This window comes from Tissierella simiarum (assembly GCF_018917865.1).
Taxonomy (GTDB): Bacteria; Bacillota; Clostridia; order Tissierellales; family Tissierellaceae; genus Tissierella_C; species Tissierella_C simiarum.
On the sequence record NZ_JAHLPM010000033.1, the window covers coordinates 1 to 16,006 of the forward strand.

A 16,006-nucleotide genomic window follows, 5' to 3' on the forward strand; every position below is an offset into this window, starting at 1 on the left:
ATACATATTTTTGCTTAAAAAGCATAACTCTCTTAAAGCTAAATATTCACCTTTAGACAAATGTTTAAGCTGTTGTTTTTGAACACCAAACAAAACTTCTTTAGTAGGCTTTTGGGGCATTTAAATCCTCCTTTCTTAGAAAATTATAGTAATATTATAGTATAGTAGTCACGATTTTACAATAAATGCTATTATTTATGCAATCTAATAAAAGAAAAAACTTAGCTTTAGCTAAGTAAAAATTCACCACCCACCTATAGAGGATGGGTGTACTCTTTTTGAAAAAAGATAGACAGGATATCATTGATTGCCAATTAGTTTCTATAACAGATTATTCAAACTTTGACATAAATAAGATTAGTAACTATAAAAATATTATTGCTGAATATGAAAGAAAGTTACTTCTAGATGTAATGTCTCAGTGTAAAAGTACCTATGAAATGGCTGAAATATTGAATTTAGACATGTAAAAAGAAAGACATTTACTATAATGGTAAAATTCAAACGAAAGACGATATTAAAGCTCAGAAAAATAAAGGACAAGGAATTATTAAAACAGGTTTGGATAGGGCTATAAAAAAATCTTATACTGCAAATAATATTTTTAGTGAAATAAAATCCAGTTTAATTGATGGCTATATTGTATTTCCTAAGGTTTTGACTTTATTAGCTTCTATGGGAATTTTAGGATTAATTGTTGCTAAGTACACTCCATTTTTTAATTGGCTTGGTGCTTTGTTTGTTCCACTACTGAAATTATTTCAAGTGCCTAATGCCGTTGAAATAGCACCTTCTCTCCCAGTTGGAGTCGCTGAAATGTTTTTACCAGTGTTATTGATTACTGATAAAGTAGAATTGCTAGATATAGGTGCTAGATATGTAGTCACAACTATATCAATAGTCCAAATTATTTTCTTCTCTGAAACAATAGTTGTAATGATGGCAGCAAAATTACCAGTAAAACTAAGTGAACTAATCATATGTTTCTTTGAAAGAACTATCATAGCTATACCGATAACTGCATTGTTTATGCATATATTGTTTTAAGTATTAGAACTACAAAGGTGGAGTTTATTAAGATACTCCACCTTATATTTTTATACCCTATATCTAATTATAATAACAAAGAGACCTCTGACTTTGTTACACTCAACTGCATCAAATATACATAGTGAAACTGAGTCCACTAAAATTTAGCACATATTCTAAGACTTTTCTCTCTTCTATTATTCACAGCTTTTAGAAAGTATGAAGGAAATAAAAAGCACTATTGCATAAAAATAGGTATGTTTACAAAATGCAAATCCGCTTCTATACTTATCCCTATTCTATAAAATTATACAAATAGGTATACTAACGGTGCTGCAATAATTAAAGATAGTATGACTCTTTCTATCCATATAATTATATAATCTAACATAGTCAGAGGTATTTCAGTTGCCATCATACATGGAATAGAGGCTGAGAAAAATAGGATTTCAGAAACGCTTACTATAGCTATAATAAATCTTGTTGTAAGTGGAGAATTAGCAACTACAACAGCGGGAAGCAGCATCTCTGCTATACTGACTGCTACTGCTTTTGCTGCAAGCAAAGACTCTGGAATCCTTAAAAGTAAAGTTACAGGATAAAATATATATCCTATAATGTCGAATAAAGGCGTATAATTGGCTAAAATAAGTCCAATAGCTCCTATTCCCATTAGAGTTGGTGCCACATTTATAGCTAATGAAAAACCATCTTTAAAGTTCATAGCCACATTTTCCAACAATCCAGGAGCATTAGAGCAGGTGTCCATAGCAGCATCCCATGCTATCTTAAATCTATTTCCAGATACATCTTGCTCTATATCTCCTTCTGCATCATTATAATATCTATCTTTCTTCTTAGATAATGGATATATACGGGCAGTTATTGCAGTAACTAAAAAAGTAACTATTACTGTAAACCAAAAATATTTAAGCCAATAATCCATTATACCTAAGGTGGTAGCCACTATAATCATAAATGCAGCTGAGACAGTTGAAAATCCAGTTGCTATAATTGCCGCCTCTTTATCTGTATATTTCCCTTCCGTATACACCCGATTAGTAATCAATAGAGCTATAGAATAACTACCAACAAAAGATGCAACTGCATCTATGGCAGATCTACCAGGTGTTTTCCATATTGGCATCATTATCGGTCTCATAAAAACTCCTATAAATTCCATAAGTCCATATCCAGTTATAAAAGCTAAAAATACGGAACCTACTGGGATAATCGTAGTAACAGGTACTACTATCTTGGAGAATATAAATGGCAACATATCTCCTGCAAGTAGTCCTCCAGGTCCAATGTTGAAAACCACCATCACTACACAAATGATTCCAAATAATTTACAAAGAGAAAATATAGTGGTAGTTAAATCCTTATTCCATATCCCCTTAATGAATGGAAATAGTGCTCCAATAGTCACTAGAGTTAGACCATATATTTTAAAATAGTGGGGAATACTTTGAATCCATGATACTATATGATCTAATGGAATAGTAGACTTTCCGCCTATATCTATACTCACAAAGAACATAAATATCCCAAATAGGCTGAAAACTATAAATTTAACTCCATTTAATGTACTTTTTTCTTGCAAGATAATCCACTCCTTTTCTTATTATTTTTATTATTTAGATAATTCTAATTATATTTTGTAATCGTCATTTAAACGTCACTTTTAATAATAATTGTTATATCCAATTATTATTAACCTATTCAATCTTCAACGATTTATTTCAAATTTATTAGTTAGATGTAAATGGTTATAATCCATTAAAACTTCTGTAATTAATACGATAAATATATCTCTAAATCAACAATCAAAATCCTTGGCAGACCTAATAAATATACTGATTTGCAAATTATTCAACAAGTTAAAAAATAATAGAAATATAGTATAGAAAAAGCCAAGCTTTTTCCAAATTTATTTGTAGTTGTTTTAATGATTTTAGTATTGTTTACTGCAGGAAACTTTAGATTCAAAAACTTTGTTAATAAGTAAAACTACAGCACCTAACTTTAGGTGCTGTAGTTCATTAGTATATATCTTACATTAAAATATTTAATTAAATACTTCAGGATACAATATTTTAGCTAATCCTTCGTATGCCTCTCCATACCTATCATTTGGCTTATATAAATATAAATCTTTTGGAAGAATTATATATCTATCATCTTTTACAGCTTTCAATGAACTCCAAGCAGGATTTGACTCTACATCACTTTTTAATCTTTCATTAATTTTCTCTTTATCACTTCCCATAGTTTGGACAAATATGAAATCTGGATCTTCCTCTATTATTTTCTCCATACTAAAAGTTCTAGAATCTGATGTTGTGCTTTCAGTATCGGATATATTTATAGTATTTAAATCTTTAAGCATTTCTCCTACCATTGATTCTGAGCTTCTAACAGTAATGCCTTTAGCTGTTGCAAAAATTACCAGTACTTTATAGTTTTTATCCTTTGGAACTTTAGAAATTACACTATCTATTGATGCTCTTACTTCACCTTCATACTTTTCATATAGATCTTCTCTGTCTGTTAATGCTGTAAACAGTCTTACAGTCTTAAAGTAATCTTCTTTATATTCATTGTCTAAAGCTAATACTTTAATATTGTTTTGTTCCAATATATCGGCTACTTCCAGTTGTTTGGTAAAATTAGAGCTTATTATAACTAGATCTGGATTCAAAGATATAATCTTTTCTACACTTGGAGAACCAGGGCCACCTACTGCTTCTGCGTTTTCTGATCCTTCTATTGGTTTTTCTTTAGCTTCATCTACTTTACCTATAACTGTACCTCCACATTTGTACCATATATCCAAAAATGAATTAAATAAGCATACTACTCTTTCTGGGTTTTTGTCAAAAGTAACTTCCTTGTCTCTAGCATCTATGAAGGTAACCGTATTTTCATCAATTTTTATTCCATAACTTTCAGTTATAGCTGATTCTTCTTGTTCTACTTCTTCGGAAACATTGTTTGTCTCTTTATTGCTACATCCTGTAAATATTGAGGTTGTCATTACAACAACTAGTAGTAAGACTAATAGTTTTGATCTTTTCATTCACATCTCTCCATTCTTAAATTTTATTTCATTTCTTTGTAACTCATAGCAACTCCAAAACTATAGAATACTATAGAATAAACCAAGAGTACTATTATTGATTTATGGTCAAACTGCCCTTTCAATACTATCTGCCTAAGTGAAAACGAAGTATGGGAAAGGGGAAGTATTCCTATTGCTCCTTTCACCATAGGTGGTAAACTTTTTAAAGAAAAGAAAGTTCCACATAGAAATAACATAGGAGTCATTATATAAGTGGTAAACCTATTCATATCATAGTGACTTTCTATTGAAAGAGCAGCACCATATCCAAAAGCAGCAAATAAAAAACTATTTAAAAAACAAATTAATATAAAATAAAAATCTATATGTAATTTTACTCCAAACAATAAGGACACCGACAATATAAGGACTGCTGCATACATTCCCCTCAATGCTCCTGCAAGAATATGTCCTAGAGCAAGTAAATACATGTTTATAGGAGAAGTTAAATAATATTCAAAACTTCTTTCATAAAGCTTTGAAATATTTATTCTTATAGCAACAGCGTTAAAACTTGTATTCATCGTTGAAAGAGCTATAATGCCTGGTATTATAAATTCCATATAAGTGGCCCCTTCAATGACAACATCTTGTCCAAGTCCCCAGCCAAAAGCTATTAAATATAAAACTGGTATCATAATTGCTGAAGTAGTAATTTTAAGAAATCTTCTTTTAAAGAAAATATATTCTCTCCAAAGTACAGTAAATACTTCCATTTCATTCTACCTTTCTATTTGTAAAATTATAAAATACATCTTCTAACGTAGTTTTTCTTATAGTATAAGAAATGTTCTCAATACCCCTTACATAATTTTCTCCACTGTCTTTATCTTTAAAATATAGGTATTTAGTTTTCATTTCCTTATCAAAATATTCTAATGTATATATGCCTAATTCTTCCTTTAGTATCTTTGGGGTAGATTTTTTAAAGATCTTTCCTTCATTGATTAAACAAACTTGATTACATAAATAATCAGCTTCTTCAATATAATGGGTTGTAAGTAGTATAGTCTTTCCCATAGTCTGCATAGTTTTTAAAATATCCCATATTTTTCTTCGTCCATTTAAATCAATACCTACAGTAGGCTCATCAAGAAATATTATTTCTGGATTGTGAATTAATGCTTTTGCTATCATAACCCTTCTTTGAGTTCCTCCAGAAAGATTCATAGATTTTTTATGTTTATATCCTTCAAGTTCCATAAAGGATATAATATCTTCTATTCTTTTTTTATAGTCTTTAATTTTGAATAACTTAGCTGCAAAAATTAAATTTTCGTAAACTGTTAACTCTTTATCTAAGTTGGTATGTTGGGGTACTATTCCTATTTTCTTTTTTACTTCCATATTGTTTCTAGACATTTTTTTATTATCTATATAAATAATTCCAGTAGTTGGCTTTAAAAGTCCAATAAACATTTTAATTAAGGTAGTTTTTCCTGCACCATTAGGACCAAGGAGTCCTAGAAACTCTCCCTTTTCTATATCTAAAGATACATTATTAACTGCATAGAAATCTCCAAACCTTTTTGAGACAGAATCTATTTTTATCAAAGTATCACATCCAATTGTTAATTATTTATAGCATTTGTAATTTTTTTAGGTATAAAGTAGGGACAATTATTTATTTTATCCTGATATATGTCTGCTTCTATCTTAAATACATCTTTCAGCAAGCTATCCTTTATAATATCATGAGGAAATCCAGCTTCTTTTAAGATACCTTCCTTTATTACAAATATTTTATCTGAGTATCTAGCTGCTTGATTCAAATCATGGAGAACCATTATAACTGTTAAGTTCAATGTTTTATTCAATTCCTTAACCAGTTCCAATACTTCTATCTGATATGAAATGTCTAAAAAAGTTGTAGGCTCATCTAAAAGTAATACCTTTGGTTTTTGAGTCAACGACATAGCTATCCAAGCTCTCTGCCTCTCTCCTCCAGAAAGAGTAGTCACAAATCTTTTTCTTAAATCTTCTAAATCAGTCTTTTCAATGGCCCAATCTATTATCTCTAAATCCTTACTAGATAATTTTTTTCCAAAATTCAAGTGAGGATATCTTCCGTAAGAAACTAAATTCTCAACAGTAATATCAGAAGATACGTTCTTTACTTGGGGTAATATAGCCAGTTTTTGAGCCACCTTTTTCGTATTTATGTGGTAAATATTTTCATCATCTAAATAGACCTTTCCCTTTACTGGCTTTAAGCATCTTGATATAGCTTTAAGTATTGTAGACTTACCTGAACCATTAGGACCAATAATAGTAACTATTTCGCCATCATCAACTTGGAAACTTATATTCTTGATAATTTCTTTTTCTCCATAATTTACATGAAGCTCCTTTACTTTAATGCCCACTTTAATTCCCCCCTTCAATAAAAAAACTCCCAAAGGAGCTAATATGCTTTTTGTAAGATTAATTCTCTTTCCTAATTAAGTATTTTTTATAAACAAAAAATCCCATAGCCTTTTACGACTATGGGACATACTTATCAATAGTAAGTGTAATCTAAGCTATCCCTTCCCACCGAAGGCTTACTTTAAAATACATAGGCAGGTCTCCTGACTTATGGTTTGTCCTAATCTCAACGCCTTCCCGGTAAAACCAGTGGACTATGTTGATTTCGTACCCATTTACAGTAGCGGGGGCTGTATCGGATTTTCACCGATTTCCCTATTAATCATTTGAAAATGAACCCATTATTTTCATATTTATTTTTCAATCTCTATGTTAACACAATAACAATAATAGTTCAATTATTTTCATATTTTAATTTCTATTGTTATTTGTTCTTTAATTCTTCTTCATATTTTTCTTTCATCATCTTTTCAATGTCTTCAAAGCCTGTTTTTCTTCCTTCCCTTTCATTTTTAGCAATAAAAGTCAGTACTTCTATATAAGACATAGCTAATGCAGTAGTTAAAATAGATGCAGTAGAACCACTAATTACTCCTCCCATTATCGTTCCTACACCAGGTATTAACTTTAATAAATTAGAAACTATATATCTACCTAAAAATGTTGCTCCTCCTGTTCCTCCTATAGAAGCCACTATACTGGTTATCATAGCTTTATCAATAGATATTCCAAAGATTGATGTTATATGGGCTAACATCGTAACTTGGAGAGGAACTAAAACAGTAGCATCAGAAAAAGGTATTGGTGTAAATCCTACACTAAAAGTAGTTGCTACATACCCCATAGCCCAATTTCGTGCTGCACTAGCCTTTTTTTCTATATCTACTTGTTGGGCATTGTTAAAAGCCCTTCTAGCTGCTTCTGGAATTACTTCATAAGTTTTTTCTATTAATTCCTTTAATCCACTAGAAGGTATAATAATATCTTCACTTATTTCATATGGTTCTGCCATTACATTTTGTATTCCTTTTATATTTAAATTCATGGAATCAATGTAGTTATACATATCTTCCCCTTTTTTACCAATACTTTGAGTTAGCACTACTATAACGGGTATCTTTTTTGAAAATTCTTCAATCATTTGAATCTCCATATCCTCTATTCTACTAGATGTAGTATTAATACAGTACCAAACAATATGGATATGTTCATCTTCTCCTTCTTTATAACTTTGTTCTATCTTTTCTATTATTTCATCTTTTACACCAGCTTGAACTTCATTATTTAATTCAAGTCCTTTAGTATCATAGATGTTTATAGGAACTCCTTCTTTAGTTATCTTGCGTAAATGCTTAGTTATAGGTCTACCAATCCCTGTTTCTGCTAATTTTTCTCTGAAAACATTATTTACTAAAGTACTCTTACCTACTCCTGTTTTTCCTATAACCATTATATTTACTGGCTTCATATTTTCAATTTCTTCTTTTGTCTTCTTTAGAATCTCCAATACTATATTATAGTTGTCCACAAATCTCACTCCTCTTTAGTACGAATTGTTCCTAAAATAACTTTACCATTTATAATCCTTAATATCCATCTATATTTAGAACTTGCCATTAAGTGGCTATGGAATTATATTCCCTATTCAGTATCTTTATTTACTTCATACTCTTAATAACTTTTAATATATATACCAGAATTCCTTACTTTTACAAAAAAGTAAATTGTCGTCGATCTCCTAGAGTTTTTGCATCTCTAAGGTCGACGACAAAATTATGTTGATTTAAAACCTGTTAAATCATATTTAGTTCATCTCTTCTGGTACCCATCTTCGTGAATGAACAGTACCACAATTAGTACAATACTTAATTATCCATGTACCAGGATTCCCTCTCTCATATCTAGTAGACACATACATATTATCGCAGCATGTATTATATGCAAATGCAGTCATTGTTCCTCCCAATAGCACCAAGCACATAACCATCAGCAGCATAAATCTCATTTTCTTTTTCATTAACCAGCACCCCCTTTATTTTTCTTATATTAAGTATTCTATATTAGCCTTCTAAATCCTTTTATTTCCTTATAAGAAAAATAATATAAATTCACACACTATATTGTTCTATTCTAGATACATATAGATTTTTAGATAAGAAATAACATAGAATATTGTAGTATCAAGTAAGAAAAACTTATTTATTTTAGAAAAGTTTAGATAAGCAGCTATAAACCATTCTATTGTTTTCCTTATGTATGATAATACATAACAATAGGGTAGCCTAAGCTACCCTAATATTTCCTTTTAATCTTTACTATTCAATTCTAATTAGATGCTTATATTAAATTATAGTACATAAAGGTACTCTAACTAAAACCAAACGGTCAGTCATATTTTCAACGTTAAATACTAAGAATACGTTTGTTCCTACTACAAATGCACAAATAAGTTCTACTTCTCTTCCTGTAGGAATTGTGTCAACTATTTGACAACGCATAACTCCTGCTGCTATTAGTGCTGCTGCTTGTGCTGCTGTTATCTCTATTATAATAACTTCTTCGATTACATTACCTAAAACATCTATTTCTATTTCTATAAGCAAGAAAAATCTTCCATCTATCTGAGCTACACATGTTGCACCTATACTAATTGGATCATTGCATTTTTGTTTATTAGCTTCTTGATTATAATCCATTATTCTCGCCTTCCTTACCTTATATTAGAAAAGTAACTTGTTGCTTTTTTCCTTTCCTAATAAAAGTATATTACGAAATAGTAAAAGTTGTTACTACAATATTCCTATATTATGTATTCATAATTTCCCTTGTAATTCATTATTGAAACTAACTTTCAAATATTTCCCATCATATTTAGTTAATTATACTTCCTTTATGAATACCCCGTGAGACAATACTCTACTAGAACTTATTCCTTTATTTCCTTTGTAATATAGCTGAGTACTTCCTCCACCATCTAGAAATATTGCACCCTGTAACTCTAACAATTTAATACTATGTAAAAATTCTTTCATAGTACACCTTTCTTTGGCAAATAAATATATTTTATTATTTTTATAACCCATTCCAGTATGATTAGTTTTTCCTAATACATCTGAAAATTTCCCTATAAATCCTTCCATTTCAGGGTCATAAGAAGGTAATAACATTCCTCAACCTATTGCCCACTCAAAAGGTTTAGTTATTTCATTTACATTGTTTATTCTTTTAACTTCTATAATACTATCTTTATAAAAAATAATAGTACCTCGTTTACACCCTTGTGGTGAATTTATATTGCTATTAGGACCTATAGGTTTTCCTTCATTAGCAGCTAATCCCCATACACTCTTTATATCCATAGCATTTTTGTTATCTTGCCAAGTACCGTTAATTCCATAGATTCCAAACTTTCTAAGGGTACTGTGAAGTTTAGATATATACATTTTTAGGAGCAGTTTCAATTACATGGACACCATTAATTCTATAGTATTTGGATTTTTCTCCTATTATAAAATCATCCTTTTTATCACTTTCATCTGTACCTTTAATAAATTTTTTAAATCCATCTACTATTACTTTTATAGTATTTTCTATACCTCTGTACATATTATATCTCCTTACTTCTAATCTAACTTCTTGATTTAATTTATTTGCTATAACTTGAGTTAACTTTTCATTATTAGTGAAAAAGTAGATAGATACATTTACTTTTTATTATACTGACCTTTTATTTGGATACAAAAACAATCTTTTACTTTTATAGATTAACTAGAGCTTGTCTATATAAAAAAATATATATTATATATTCCCATAAATTTATATAGGCGACATTAAACTTATTTATCTTTTGTTCTAAACTTCTTTTCTTTCTAACATCAGTCTTCCTTATTTTTAACCTTTATTATCTAATAACTTGACATACCAAATACTATGATGATTTCAATAATATTTGAAGACCTTATCTTATACTAAAAGTATTATAATCAATTCTATTGTTTTTCACCTATTCCAATGGTTTCTTCTATTCTAATAAGTTTTGTCTGAGAATTGTTATTTCTAAAAAATCCTATTTTATATTTTGTTACATAGGAATTATTAAACATATCTTCATAGTATATTTCTAATGGCTTTTCATAGTCAATATATATAGGTTTTCTGACGGCTTGTAAAATCTCAGAATCTTTTTGTATCTTAATATCCTCTATAAAGTGCTCTCCGCCAATTATATTTTTATAGTTCTCATATGTTTCTTCTTTCTCAGTTTTATCCCATACAGTAACTTTTATATTTTTAGCCAAACCTGTTCCAATATTTTTTATTTTTATTATTTGCACTGAATCTTCAAAGTCATAACCGACATAATCTCTATATCCATTTAAATATGTCGTTCCTTTATTCTTTTCTTCTAATATTAAAACAGGTTTATTATTATTTTTAATATTTTCATTTTGTATTCTCCTTGTTTCTGCTGTAGTTATAAGTACGGCCATTAAAGTTCCAATACCTGCTATCAATCCTCCCAATATAGAACCTAAAAATACCATCCATTCATTATTTGATAAATTAAAATAATAACTATTACTATATATATTCTTATATACTAAAGTTGGAATAATTATACCTGCTAGAATCATAAGCATTATTGTTTTAATTCCTATGTTTATAATATCTTTAGATTTAATAAATCTTTCTATTTTCTTTATCATAACTCTTCACCTCCCCTCCCCATATTGCTTATATATAAAATAACATCTCTTAGTTATTTAAATCTAAGTAGTTTATTTCCTCTTTCAATTTGTAGATTTCCCTCTCTAGTTCACCTATTCTTTTCTCTGCATAATGTTTATTATTCCGAGCGTTATTTTCAATATTTGTATCATTACATTGTTCTTGTGCGGCAATTAAAGCTGCTATAAAAGCAAGAAAATCCCCTATTATAACTATAAATGCGGCAGTTACCCCCAGTTGAACTGGGTCAATTTTACAGCATGAATTATTATTAGTTTTCTTACACCTTTCCATTCATATCACCTCTATTAATCATATTATTAAGATGATGTGTTATTGGTGCTTATCTGTTTAAGAATTTATTTACCACCCTTAGTTCAATAGTAGATGGAGAAAGATATGATTATAAACCTTCAACACAAGTAAAGGTTGAGGAAGTAAGAGTTCAGGATTCAATGGAAGATGAGTATTTTTCACGTTCTCTTAACCCTAAGTAGGTATATATAAGAACTGATACTATATCAGAAACTTTCGAAAATGAGTTTGAAGTTTTGGGTAAAACTTTATTATCAGCATTAATTGCGAAAGTGTTTGGAACTACTGGTGTTATAGCAACTGTAGTAGCTGATTTTTTAATAGCAGACTATGCAAATGAAGCATGGTTAGAGATGACCAGAGAAACTTATGGTAATCAATATGCTTTAAATCATTATAAGTATGTTGAAACTTATTATACTGTAACTGGTAGTGTTACAACAAAAACACATTATAATCCAGCTATATATAGCAACTAACATATAAAAAATAATAATTATATTTAATTAACATGTAATCAATACAAAAACAGTAATACACTGTTTTTGTATTGATTCATATAATATTTCAAATTTAACAAGGATATATTATAATATTATATAAGTTATAGAAATAGTTAGGATGAAGAAAATGAAAGACGATAAACTTATTAAGAAATGGGAAAAACAAAGACGATTAGGTTGGTTTTCATACTCTTTAATTGTAGCGGTTGTTCGTACTGGTGCTAGTGCTATAATTATGATGGGCGCCAATATGGTTCTAAGAGGGGTATTATATGCACATCCGGTATTCACTTATGGACTAATAGGAATTGCCGTAGGAAGTTTTTTTAATGGAAAAGATATATATAAACGCAATGAAGATAGGTATAAAGAGTTAACTGAAAATAAGTAGTATAAAAAATAGAGAATTATCAATAGTTTACAGTGCATAAAAGGCTAAAAAACCTAGTCTTTTTCTTTTTGCAACTCCAAAATTAAAATAAATTTATATAATTCTTTAGGGACGATTTTCATATTATTATCCCTAAAGAATCACATCATCTATAGTATTTATAATCAGATATATCAATTGTGGATTTAAACTGGTACTCCTTAGAGAAAGTAGGCATAAGAAAATTAACACCGTATAGTGCAAGACATACATTTGCAAGTTTGTTAAATAAAGCTGGCGCTGACAAAGTGTATATACAAAAACTTATTGGTCATTCAGATTATTCTACTACTACAAATATTTATACTCATCTTGAAATGGAAGAACTTAAAAAGGCTATAGAAATGATATAATTTTTTGTTAGTTATCGTAAAAATAGTCTATTTCTACAGGGTTTCAAGTAAATATTTTTTGTATTAAAATAGGCTAGGAAATTAATTTCCTAGCCATTTCTATTGGTGGAGATAAGGCGTACCAGTTTAAATCCACAATTGATATATCTGATTATAAATACTATAGATGATATGATTCTTTAGGGACAGTGATATAAAAATTGTCTCTAAATAGCCCCAAAAAATTGTTATATAAGAGACAAAACTCCTATACAAATAATATAAAATATAAAAAATTAAATTTATAATAAAGGAGTATGATATAATGGAAGCTTATTTAGTTATTTTAAATATCATCGACAGATTAATTGAAAAAGAAAAACAGAAAAAGAATAAGGAGACAAAAGAAAACAGGGACTAAACAGTCCCTTTCTTCATTTTATCATAAAATTAATTAATTTAAATTCTTAGCTATGTTTTAGAGCAGTGTTGATAATTTATAAATTTTAAGGAAAGCTATTTTAATTTCCCTTAATTTGCATTTTAGAAGATTATGAATTATACTATTTTAAAACTTGCCTATTATTTTTGTTATCTCAACATTTTGGTTCTTATTAATAGAAATTTTAGTTTTTCCTTTTGCATTTCTTCCAACAATTTTAAAAATATACTTTCCTTTTGCCAATTTTATAGTTTTTTCATCTTGTTCATTTCCTATTAATATATCATCTATTTCTTCTTTAGGATTGATTAAAACTGCTTTAAAATCTCCCCTATTGACTGTTGAATTATATTTAAATGTAATTTCACCATCTTCTTCTGATTCTAAATGCCAAATAGTATCCGCTCCGGAAAATCCACTATATTTAAAATCTATTTTATCATTAGATTCTTCCTTATCTACTCTGATTCTATAAGAGAAATTATCCCATGGTTGTGCAATTTCACCATCGTCATTATATATATTCTTTTCCTCCCGACTACCTCCATAATAACTAATAATGATTGCTAAAAATAATAAACATATACGTAATAAAAACTTATTTTTAAATTTCACTCTTAATCATCCTCTCAATCTTTGCTTCGTATCAAATTATAATTATGTACTAAATTATAGATTCTTTATATGCTAATTATAGCATTAATTCCAATATAATGTATATAACTAGACAAGTAACCGAAGATTCCTGCTAAAATATAGTAAAATATTCGATATACTATTTTAAGGCTTGTATAGGCTTATAGAAAGGTTTTATGTATTGAGCATAGTAACTCTATTAATGTATGTATAAAAGTTTGTCTAGAGTTAATATATTGGGTGGTTTTATAATAGATAAGAAAGAGTGGGAACTTTATCGGTAAAAGAGAACCGTATGCAATAATGTGTGTATTATATATAGAGATGTGAATATAATATAAACATTATTGTATATTATGTTGCATTACTATAAGTACTATAATATAATTTATAATAGGAAGGGAGGGAAAATGTATGAAAAAAATGTACTCAATTTTTGATTTAATTAGCAAGGTTGGGGGATATATGTTTGCTTTTTCATGCCTATTTTTCCTACAGAAATATACAATTGGATTAATCCTCCCTATAAAAAAAATAATACTGTTTAATAAAGTTTATTTATATGAAATACTTTTTTTAATTTCGTCTATTTGTATAATCAAAAAACATATTCGAATAACTACACCTTATAAGAAAGTTGAAAGCAAGTGGTAAACACTTGCTTTTATTTTTTATTATTATCTTGTTCGTTTGGAGTAATAAGCTTTAGATTTTCTTTAGTTTCCTGCAGTTCCTTTTCTAGTTTTTTAATGTCCATATTTTCTTTATGTTTTTGTTCCTTAAATTTTAAAATAGAGCCTAGAAGCCCTGAATTTTCTAGTTTCATTGTTTGTCTATCTTTAGTAAAATCAAATTCAAAATTCCCACCGAATAAAAACATACTAATGGCGCCTACTATAAATGCTCCCCCTGCACAATAAGTTATAAGTTCTACAGGGCCAGGAGATTGAACATTTATCTTCATGTCTATTGCACGTTTATCGTAGCTACTGCCAGTAACTTTATTAAAAACATCCACGGATGACATGATATTATTTATTCCACCAATTAAATCTATTGCTGGTATATCCTCTTTTTTGGTTACTTCATATATAGCATGAAACTCTTTACCTTTAACAAAAAATGAATATAAACTTCTATCAATATAGCTTGCATACTCATTGGCATCGCTTATCGTATTGTGAGAATATAGCAATCTAAAAAGATATGGATCTAACTTTTCGCGTTTTATAGTTTTAATCCATTTTACTTTTCTTCTTTTTATATACAGACATTGCTTTCTTTCCACATCCTCAGCAAAGTAATCCTCCAAAAGTTCAGCATCACTTAATTCATATTCTTCTTCTAAACATTCAGCATCTTCTATTTGTTCAATGTAAATATCATCTTCTATTAGTTCTCCAAAAACTACAAATTTTGAATCTTTGTTCGGAACCAATACTATGTCCCCACTTTTCATTTCATCAACAAATCTTATAATTTGATTCGCTACATATCCAGGTCTCTTTTCTTTAGGATAAAATTTCTCAACTTCTTTTTTAACATCTTCTGAATTAGATTTTATCGTCTCTATGCTTGAGACCTTGTTCCACCCTATAGCAATAAACCCTTCAAAATAGAAGTCATCAAAATATTCGCCAGCCTTAGACCTAACAAGCCAATAATTTCTTTTCTCGTCCACTATTTCCAGACCGATCAAATCGCTTATCTCCAGTATTTCTTTATATGTCAAATCTTCCACGTTTATCCCCCTCTTTAAATTATGTAGTTTAACGTTTTCCTCTTCACATACATTATAGTATAAAAAGATAATATTTCCAATAAAAAAGGCTAGAATATCTATCTGTTATATGTTTTTATCACTTTTAAAAAGTTTCAAAAAATAAAAAAAGACCAGGAATTAATCCTGGTCTAATTGATAAAGAGGTGATCATTAAATAATTGACACAATTCCTATAGAAAGAAGGGAAAAACTTATTTTTATATTTCAAATAGGAACAAACGTGTTCTTAGTATTTAAGGTCGCTTGATGTTTTCTCCTACTATAAGTATATTCCAGTCTGACAAAAACGTTACTATAATATAAATTAATAAGACCTGGAA

General features: G+C 28.9%; 20 protein-coding genes and 1 riboswitch. Of the genes, 5 read left to right on the forward strand and 15 right to left on the reverse strand.

The window, feature by feature from the left end:
• Positions 1 to 278: 278 nt before the first annotated feature.
• Both KQI42_RS20240 and KQI42_RS20245 read left to right on the forward strand, forming a co-directional pair.
• On the forward strand, positions 279 to 470 hold the full coding sequence (locus KQI42_RS20240; protein ID WP_216522512.1) for a hypothetical protein: 192 nt from the start codon (positions 279 to 281) through the stop codon (positions 468 to 470).
• Positions 471 to 561: 91 nt separating this feature from the next.
• Positions 562 to 1,047: a hypothetical protein gene (locus tag KQI42_RS20245; protein WP_216522515.1), complete on the forward strand. Its 486-nt coding sequence runs from the start codon at positions 562 to 564 to the stop codon at positions 1,045 to 1,047.
• 289 nt (positions 1,048 to 1,336) lie between these two features.
• Here KQI42_RS20245 and KQI42_RS20250 read toward each other — a convergent pair whose 3' ends face one another.
• The 13 genes from KQI42_RS20250 to KQI42_RS20310 form a co-directional block, all read right to left on the reverse strand.
• Positions 1,337 to 2,632 carry a YjiH family protein gene (locus KQI42_RS20250; RefSeq protein WP_246566757.1) on the reverse strand — a complete coding sequence of 432 codons (1,296 nt, stop codon included), beginning with the start codon at positions 2,630 to 2,632 and terminating at the stop codon, positions 1,337 to 1,339.
• A gap of 465 nt (positions 2,633 to 3,097) precedes the next feature.
• Positions 3,098 to 4,108: an ABC transporter substrate-binding protein gene (locus KQI42_RS20255; RefSeq protein ID WP_216522516.1), complete on the reverse strand. Its 1,011-nt coding sequence runs from the start codon at positions 4,106 to 4,108 to the stop codon at positions 3,098 to 3,100.
• Positions 4,109 to 4,131: 23 nt separating this feature from the next.
• Complete coding sequence (locus tag KQI42_RS20260; protein WP_216522518.1) at positions 4,132 to 4,866, reverse strand: ABC transporter permease; 735 nt, start codon at positions 4,864 to 4,866, stop codon at positions 4,132 to 4,134.
• 1 nt (position 4,867) lies between these two features.
• Positions 4,868 to 5,704 (reverse strand): ABC transporter ATP-binding protein, encoded by an 837-nt coding sequence (locus KQI42_RS20265; RefSeq protein WP_216522523.1) that lies wholly within the window; start codon positions 5,702 to 5,704, stop codon positions 4,868 to 4,870.
• A 17-nt stretch (positions 5,705 to 5,721) separates the two neighbouring features.
• Positions 5,722 to 6,516 carry an ABC transporter ATP-binding protein gene (locus tag KQI42_RS20270; RefSeq protein WP_216522529.1) on the reverse strand — a complete coding sequence of 265 codons (795 nt, stop codon included), beginning with the start codon at positions 6,514 to 6,516 and terminating at the stop codon, positions 5,722 to 5,724.
• Between the two features lie 177 nt (positions 6,517 to 6,693).
• Positions 6,694 to 6,874: riboswitch (cobalamin riboswitch) on the reverse strand.
• Positions 6,875 to 6,941: 67 nt separating this feature from the next.
• On the reverse strand, positions 6,942 to 8,045 hold the full coding sequence (locus KQI42_RS20275) for a YcjF family protein (protein WP_216522533.1): 1,104 nt from the start codon (positions 8,043 to 8,045) through the stop codon (positions 6,942 to 6,944).
• A gap of 276 nt (positions 8,046 to 8,321) precedes the next feature.
• Complete coding sequence (locus KQI42_RS20280; protein WP_216522535.1) at positions 8,322 to 8,534, reverse strand: hypothetical protein; 213 nt, start codon at positions 8,532 to 8,534, stop codon at positions 8,322 to 8,324.
• 325 nt (positions 8,535 to 8,859) lie between these two features.
• On the reverse strand, positions 8,860 to 9,213 hold the full coding sequence (locus KQI42_RS20285; protein ID WP_216522537.1) for a hypothetical protein: 354 nt from the start codon (positions 9,211 to 9,213) through the stop codon (positions 8,860 to 8,862).
• Positions 9,214 to 9,396: 183 nt separating this feature from the next.
• The gene (locus KQI42_RS20290; RefSeq protein ID WP_216522539.1) at positions 9,397 to 9,657 is read right to left on the reverse strand and encodes a phosphodiester glycosidase family protein; all 261 of its coding nucleotides are present in this window, start codon (positions 9,655 to 9,657) and stop codon (positions 9,397 to 9,399) included.
• 30 nt (positions 9,658 to 9,687) lie between these two features.
• The gene (locus tag KQI42_RS20295; protein ID WP_216522542.1) at positions 9,688 to 9,960 is read right to left on the reverse strand and encodes a hypothetical protein; all 273 of its coding nucleotides are present in this window, start codon (positions 9,958 to 9,960) and stop codon (positions 9,688 to 9,690) included.
• Positions 9,947 to 10,123: a hypothetical protein gene (locus KQI42_RS20300; protein ID WP_216522546.1), complete on the reverse strand. Its 177-nt coding sequence runs from the start codon at positions 10,121 to 10,123 to the stop codon at positions 9,947 to 9,949. The genes KQI42_RS20295 and KQI42_RS20300 overlap by 14 nt, the downstream gene beginning before the upstream one ends.
• Before the next feature lie 383 nt (positions 10,124 to 10,506).
• On the reverse strand, positions 10,507 to 11,223 hold the full coding sequence (locus tag KQI42_RS20305; protein WP_216522551.1) for a hypothetical protein: 717 nt from the start codon (positions 11,221 to 11,223) through the stop codon (positions 10,507 to 10,509).
• A gap of 49 nt (positions 11,224 to 11,272) precedes the next feature.
• Entirely contained in the window at positions 11,273 to 11,539 is a 267-nt protein-coding gene (locus tag KQI42_RS20310; RefSeq protein ID WP_216522553.1) for a hypothetical protein, read from the reverse strand.
• Positions 11,540 to 11,796: 257 nt separating this feature from the next.
• Here KQI42_RS20310 and KQI42_RS20315 point away from each other — a divergent pair, with 257 nt between their 5' ends.
• The 3 genes from KQI42_RS20315 to KQI42_RS21130 all read left to right on the forward strand — a co-directional run bounded on the left by KQI42_RS20315 (position 11,797) and on the right by KQI42_RS21130 (position 12,846).
• Positions 11,797 to 12,039 carry a hypothetical protein gene (locus KQI42_RS20315; RefSeq protein ID WP_216522555.1) on the forward strand — a complete coding sequence of 81 codons (243 nt, stop codon included), beginning with the start codon at positions 11,797 to 11,799 and terminating at the stop codon, positions 12,037 to 12,039.
• A 151-nt stretch (positions 12,040 to 12,190) separates the two neighbouring features.
• Positions 12,191 to 12,454, forward strand: coding sequence for a hypothetical protein (locus KQI42_RS20320; protein ID WP_216522556.1), 264 nt, complete (start codon positions 12,191 to 12,193; stop codon positions 12,452 to 12,454).
• A gap of 179 nt (positions 12,455 to 12,633) precedes the next feature.
• Positions 12,634 to 12,846, forward strand: coding sequence for a tyrosine-type recombinase/integrase (locus KQI42_RS21130; protein WP_216522558.1), 213 nt, complete (start codon positions 12,634 to 12,636; stop codon positions 12,844 to 12,846).
• A 547-nt stretch (positions 12,847 to 13,393) separates the two neighbouring features.
• On the opposite strand, the gene KQI42_RS20330 is transcribed toward KQI42_RS21130, so the two are convergent.
• Both KQI42_RS20330 and KQI42_RS20335 read right to left on the reverse strand, forming a co-directional pair.
• On the reverse strand, positions 13,394 to 13,882 hold the full coding sequence (locus KQI42_RS20330) for a hypothetical protein (protein WP_216522560.1): 489 nt from the start codon (positions 13,880 to 13,882) through the stop codon (positions 13,394 to 13,396).
• Between the two features lie 685 nt (positions 13,883 to 14,567).
• Positions 14,568 to 15,644, reverse strand: coding sequence for a hypothetical protein (locus KQI42_RS20335; protein WP_216522562.1), 1,077 nt, complete (start codon positions 15,642 to 15,644; stop codon positions 14,568 to 14,570).
• Positions 15,645 to 16,006 lie beyond the last annotated feature (362 nt).

Excerpts from the sequence above, each read along its gene's own strand:
- KQI42_RS20290 (WP_216522539.1), bottom strand. The coding sequence starts at position 9,657 with ATGGAAGGATTTATAGGGAAATTTTCAGATGTATTAGGAAAAACTAAT.
- KQI42_RS20310 (WP_216522553.1), bottom strand. The coding sequence starts at position 11,539 with ATGGAAAGGTGTAAGAAAACTAATAATAATTCATGCTGTAAAATTGAC.
- KQI42_RS20295 (WP_216522542.1), bottom strand. The coding sequence starts at position 9,960 with ATGTATATATCTAAACTTCACAGTACCCTTAGAAAGTTTGGAATCTAT.
- KQI42_RS20300 (WP_216522546.1), bottom strand. The coding sequence starts at position 10,123 with ATGTACAGAGGTATAGAAAATACTATAAAAGTAATAGTAGATGGATTT.
- KQI42_RS20260 (WP_216522518.1), bottom strand. The coding sequence starts at position 4,866 with ATGGAAGTATTTACTGTACTTTGGAGAGAATATATTTTCTTTAAAAGA.
- KQI42_RS20255 (WP_216522516.1), bottom strand. The coding sequence starts at position 4,108 with ATGAAAAGATCAAAACTATTAGTCTTACTACTAGTTGTTGTAATGACA.
- KQI42_RS20305 (WP_216522551.1), bottom strand. The coding sequence starts at position 11,223 with ATGATAAAGAAAATAGAAAGATTTATTAAATCTAAAGATATTATAAAC.
- KQI42_RS20285 (WP_216522537.1), bottom strand. The coding sequence starts at position 9,213 with ATGGATTATAATCAAGAAGCTAATAAACAAAAATGCAATGATCCAATT.
- KQI42_RS20320 (WP_216522556.1), top strand. The coding sequence starts at position 12,191 with ATGAAAGACGATAAACTTATTAAGAAATGGGAAAAACAAAGACGATTA.
- KQI42_RS20280 (WP_216522535.1), bottom strand. The coding sequence starts at position 8,534 with ATGAAAAAGAAAATGAGATTTATGCTGCTGATGGTTATGTGCTTGGTG.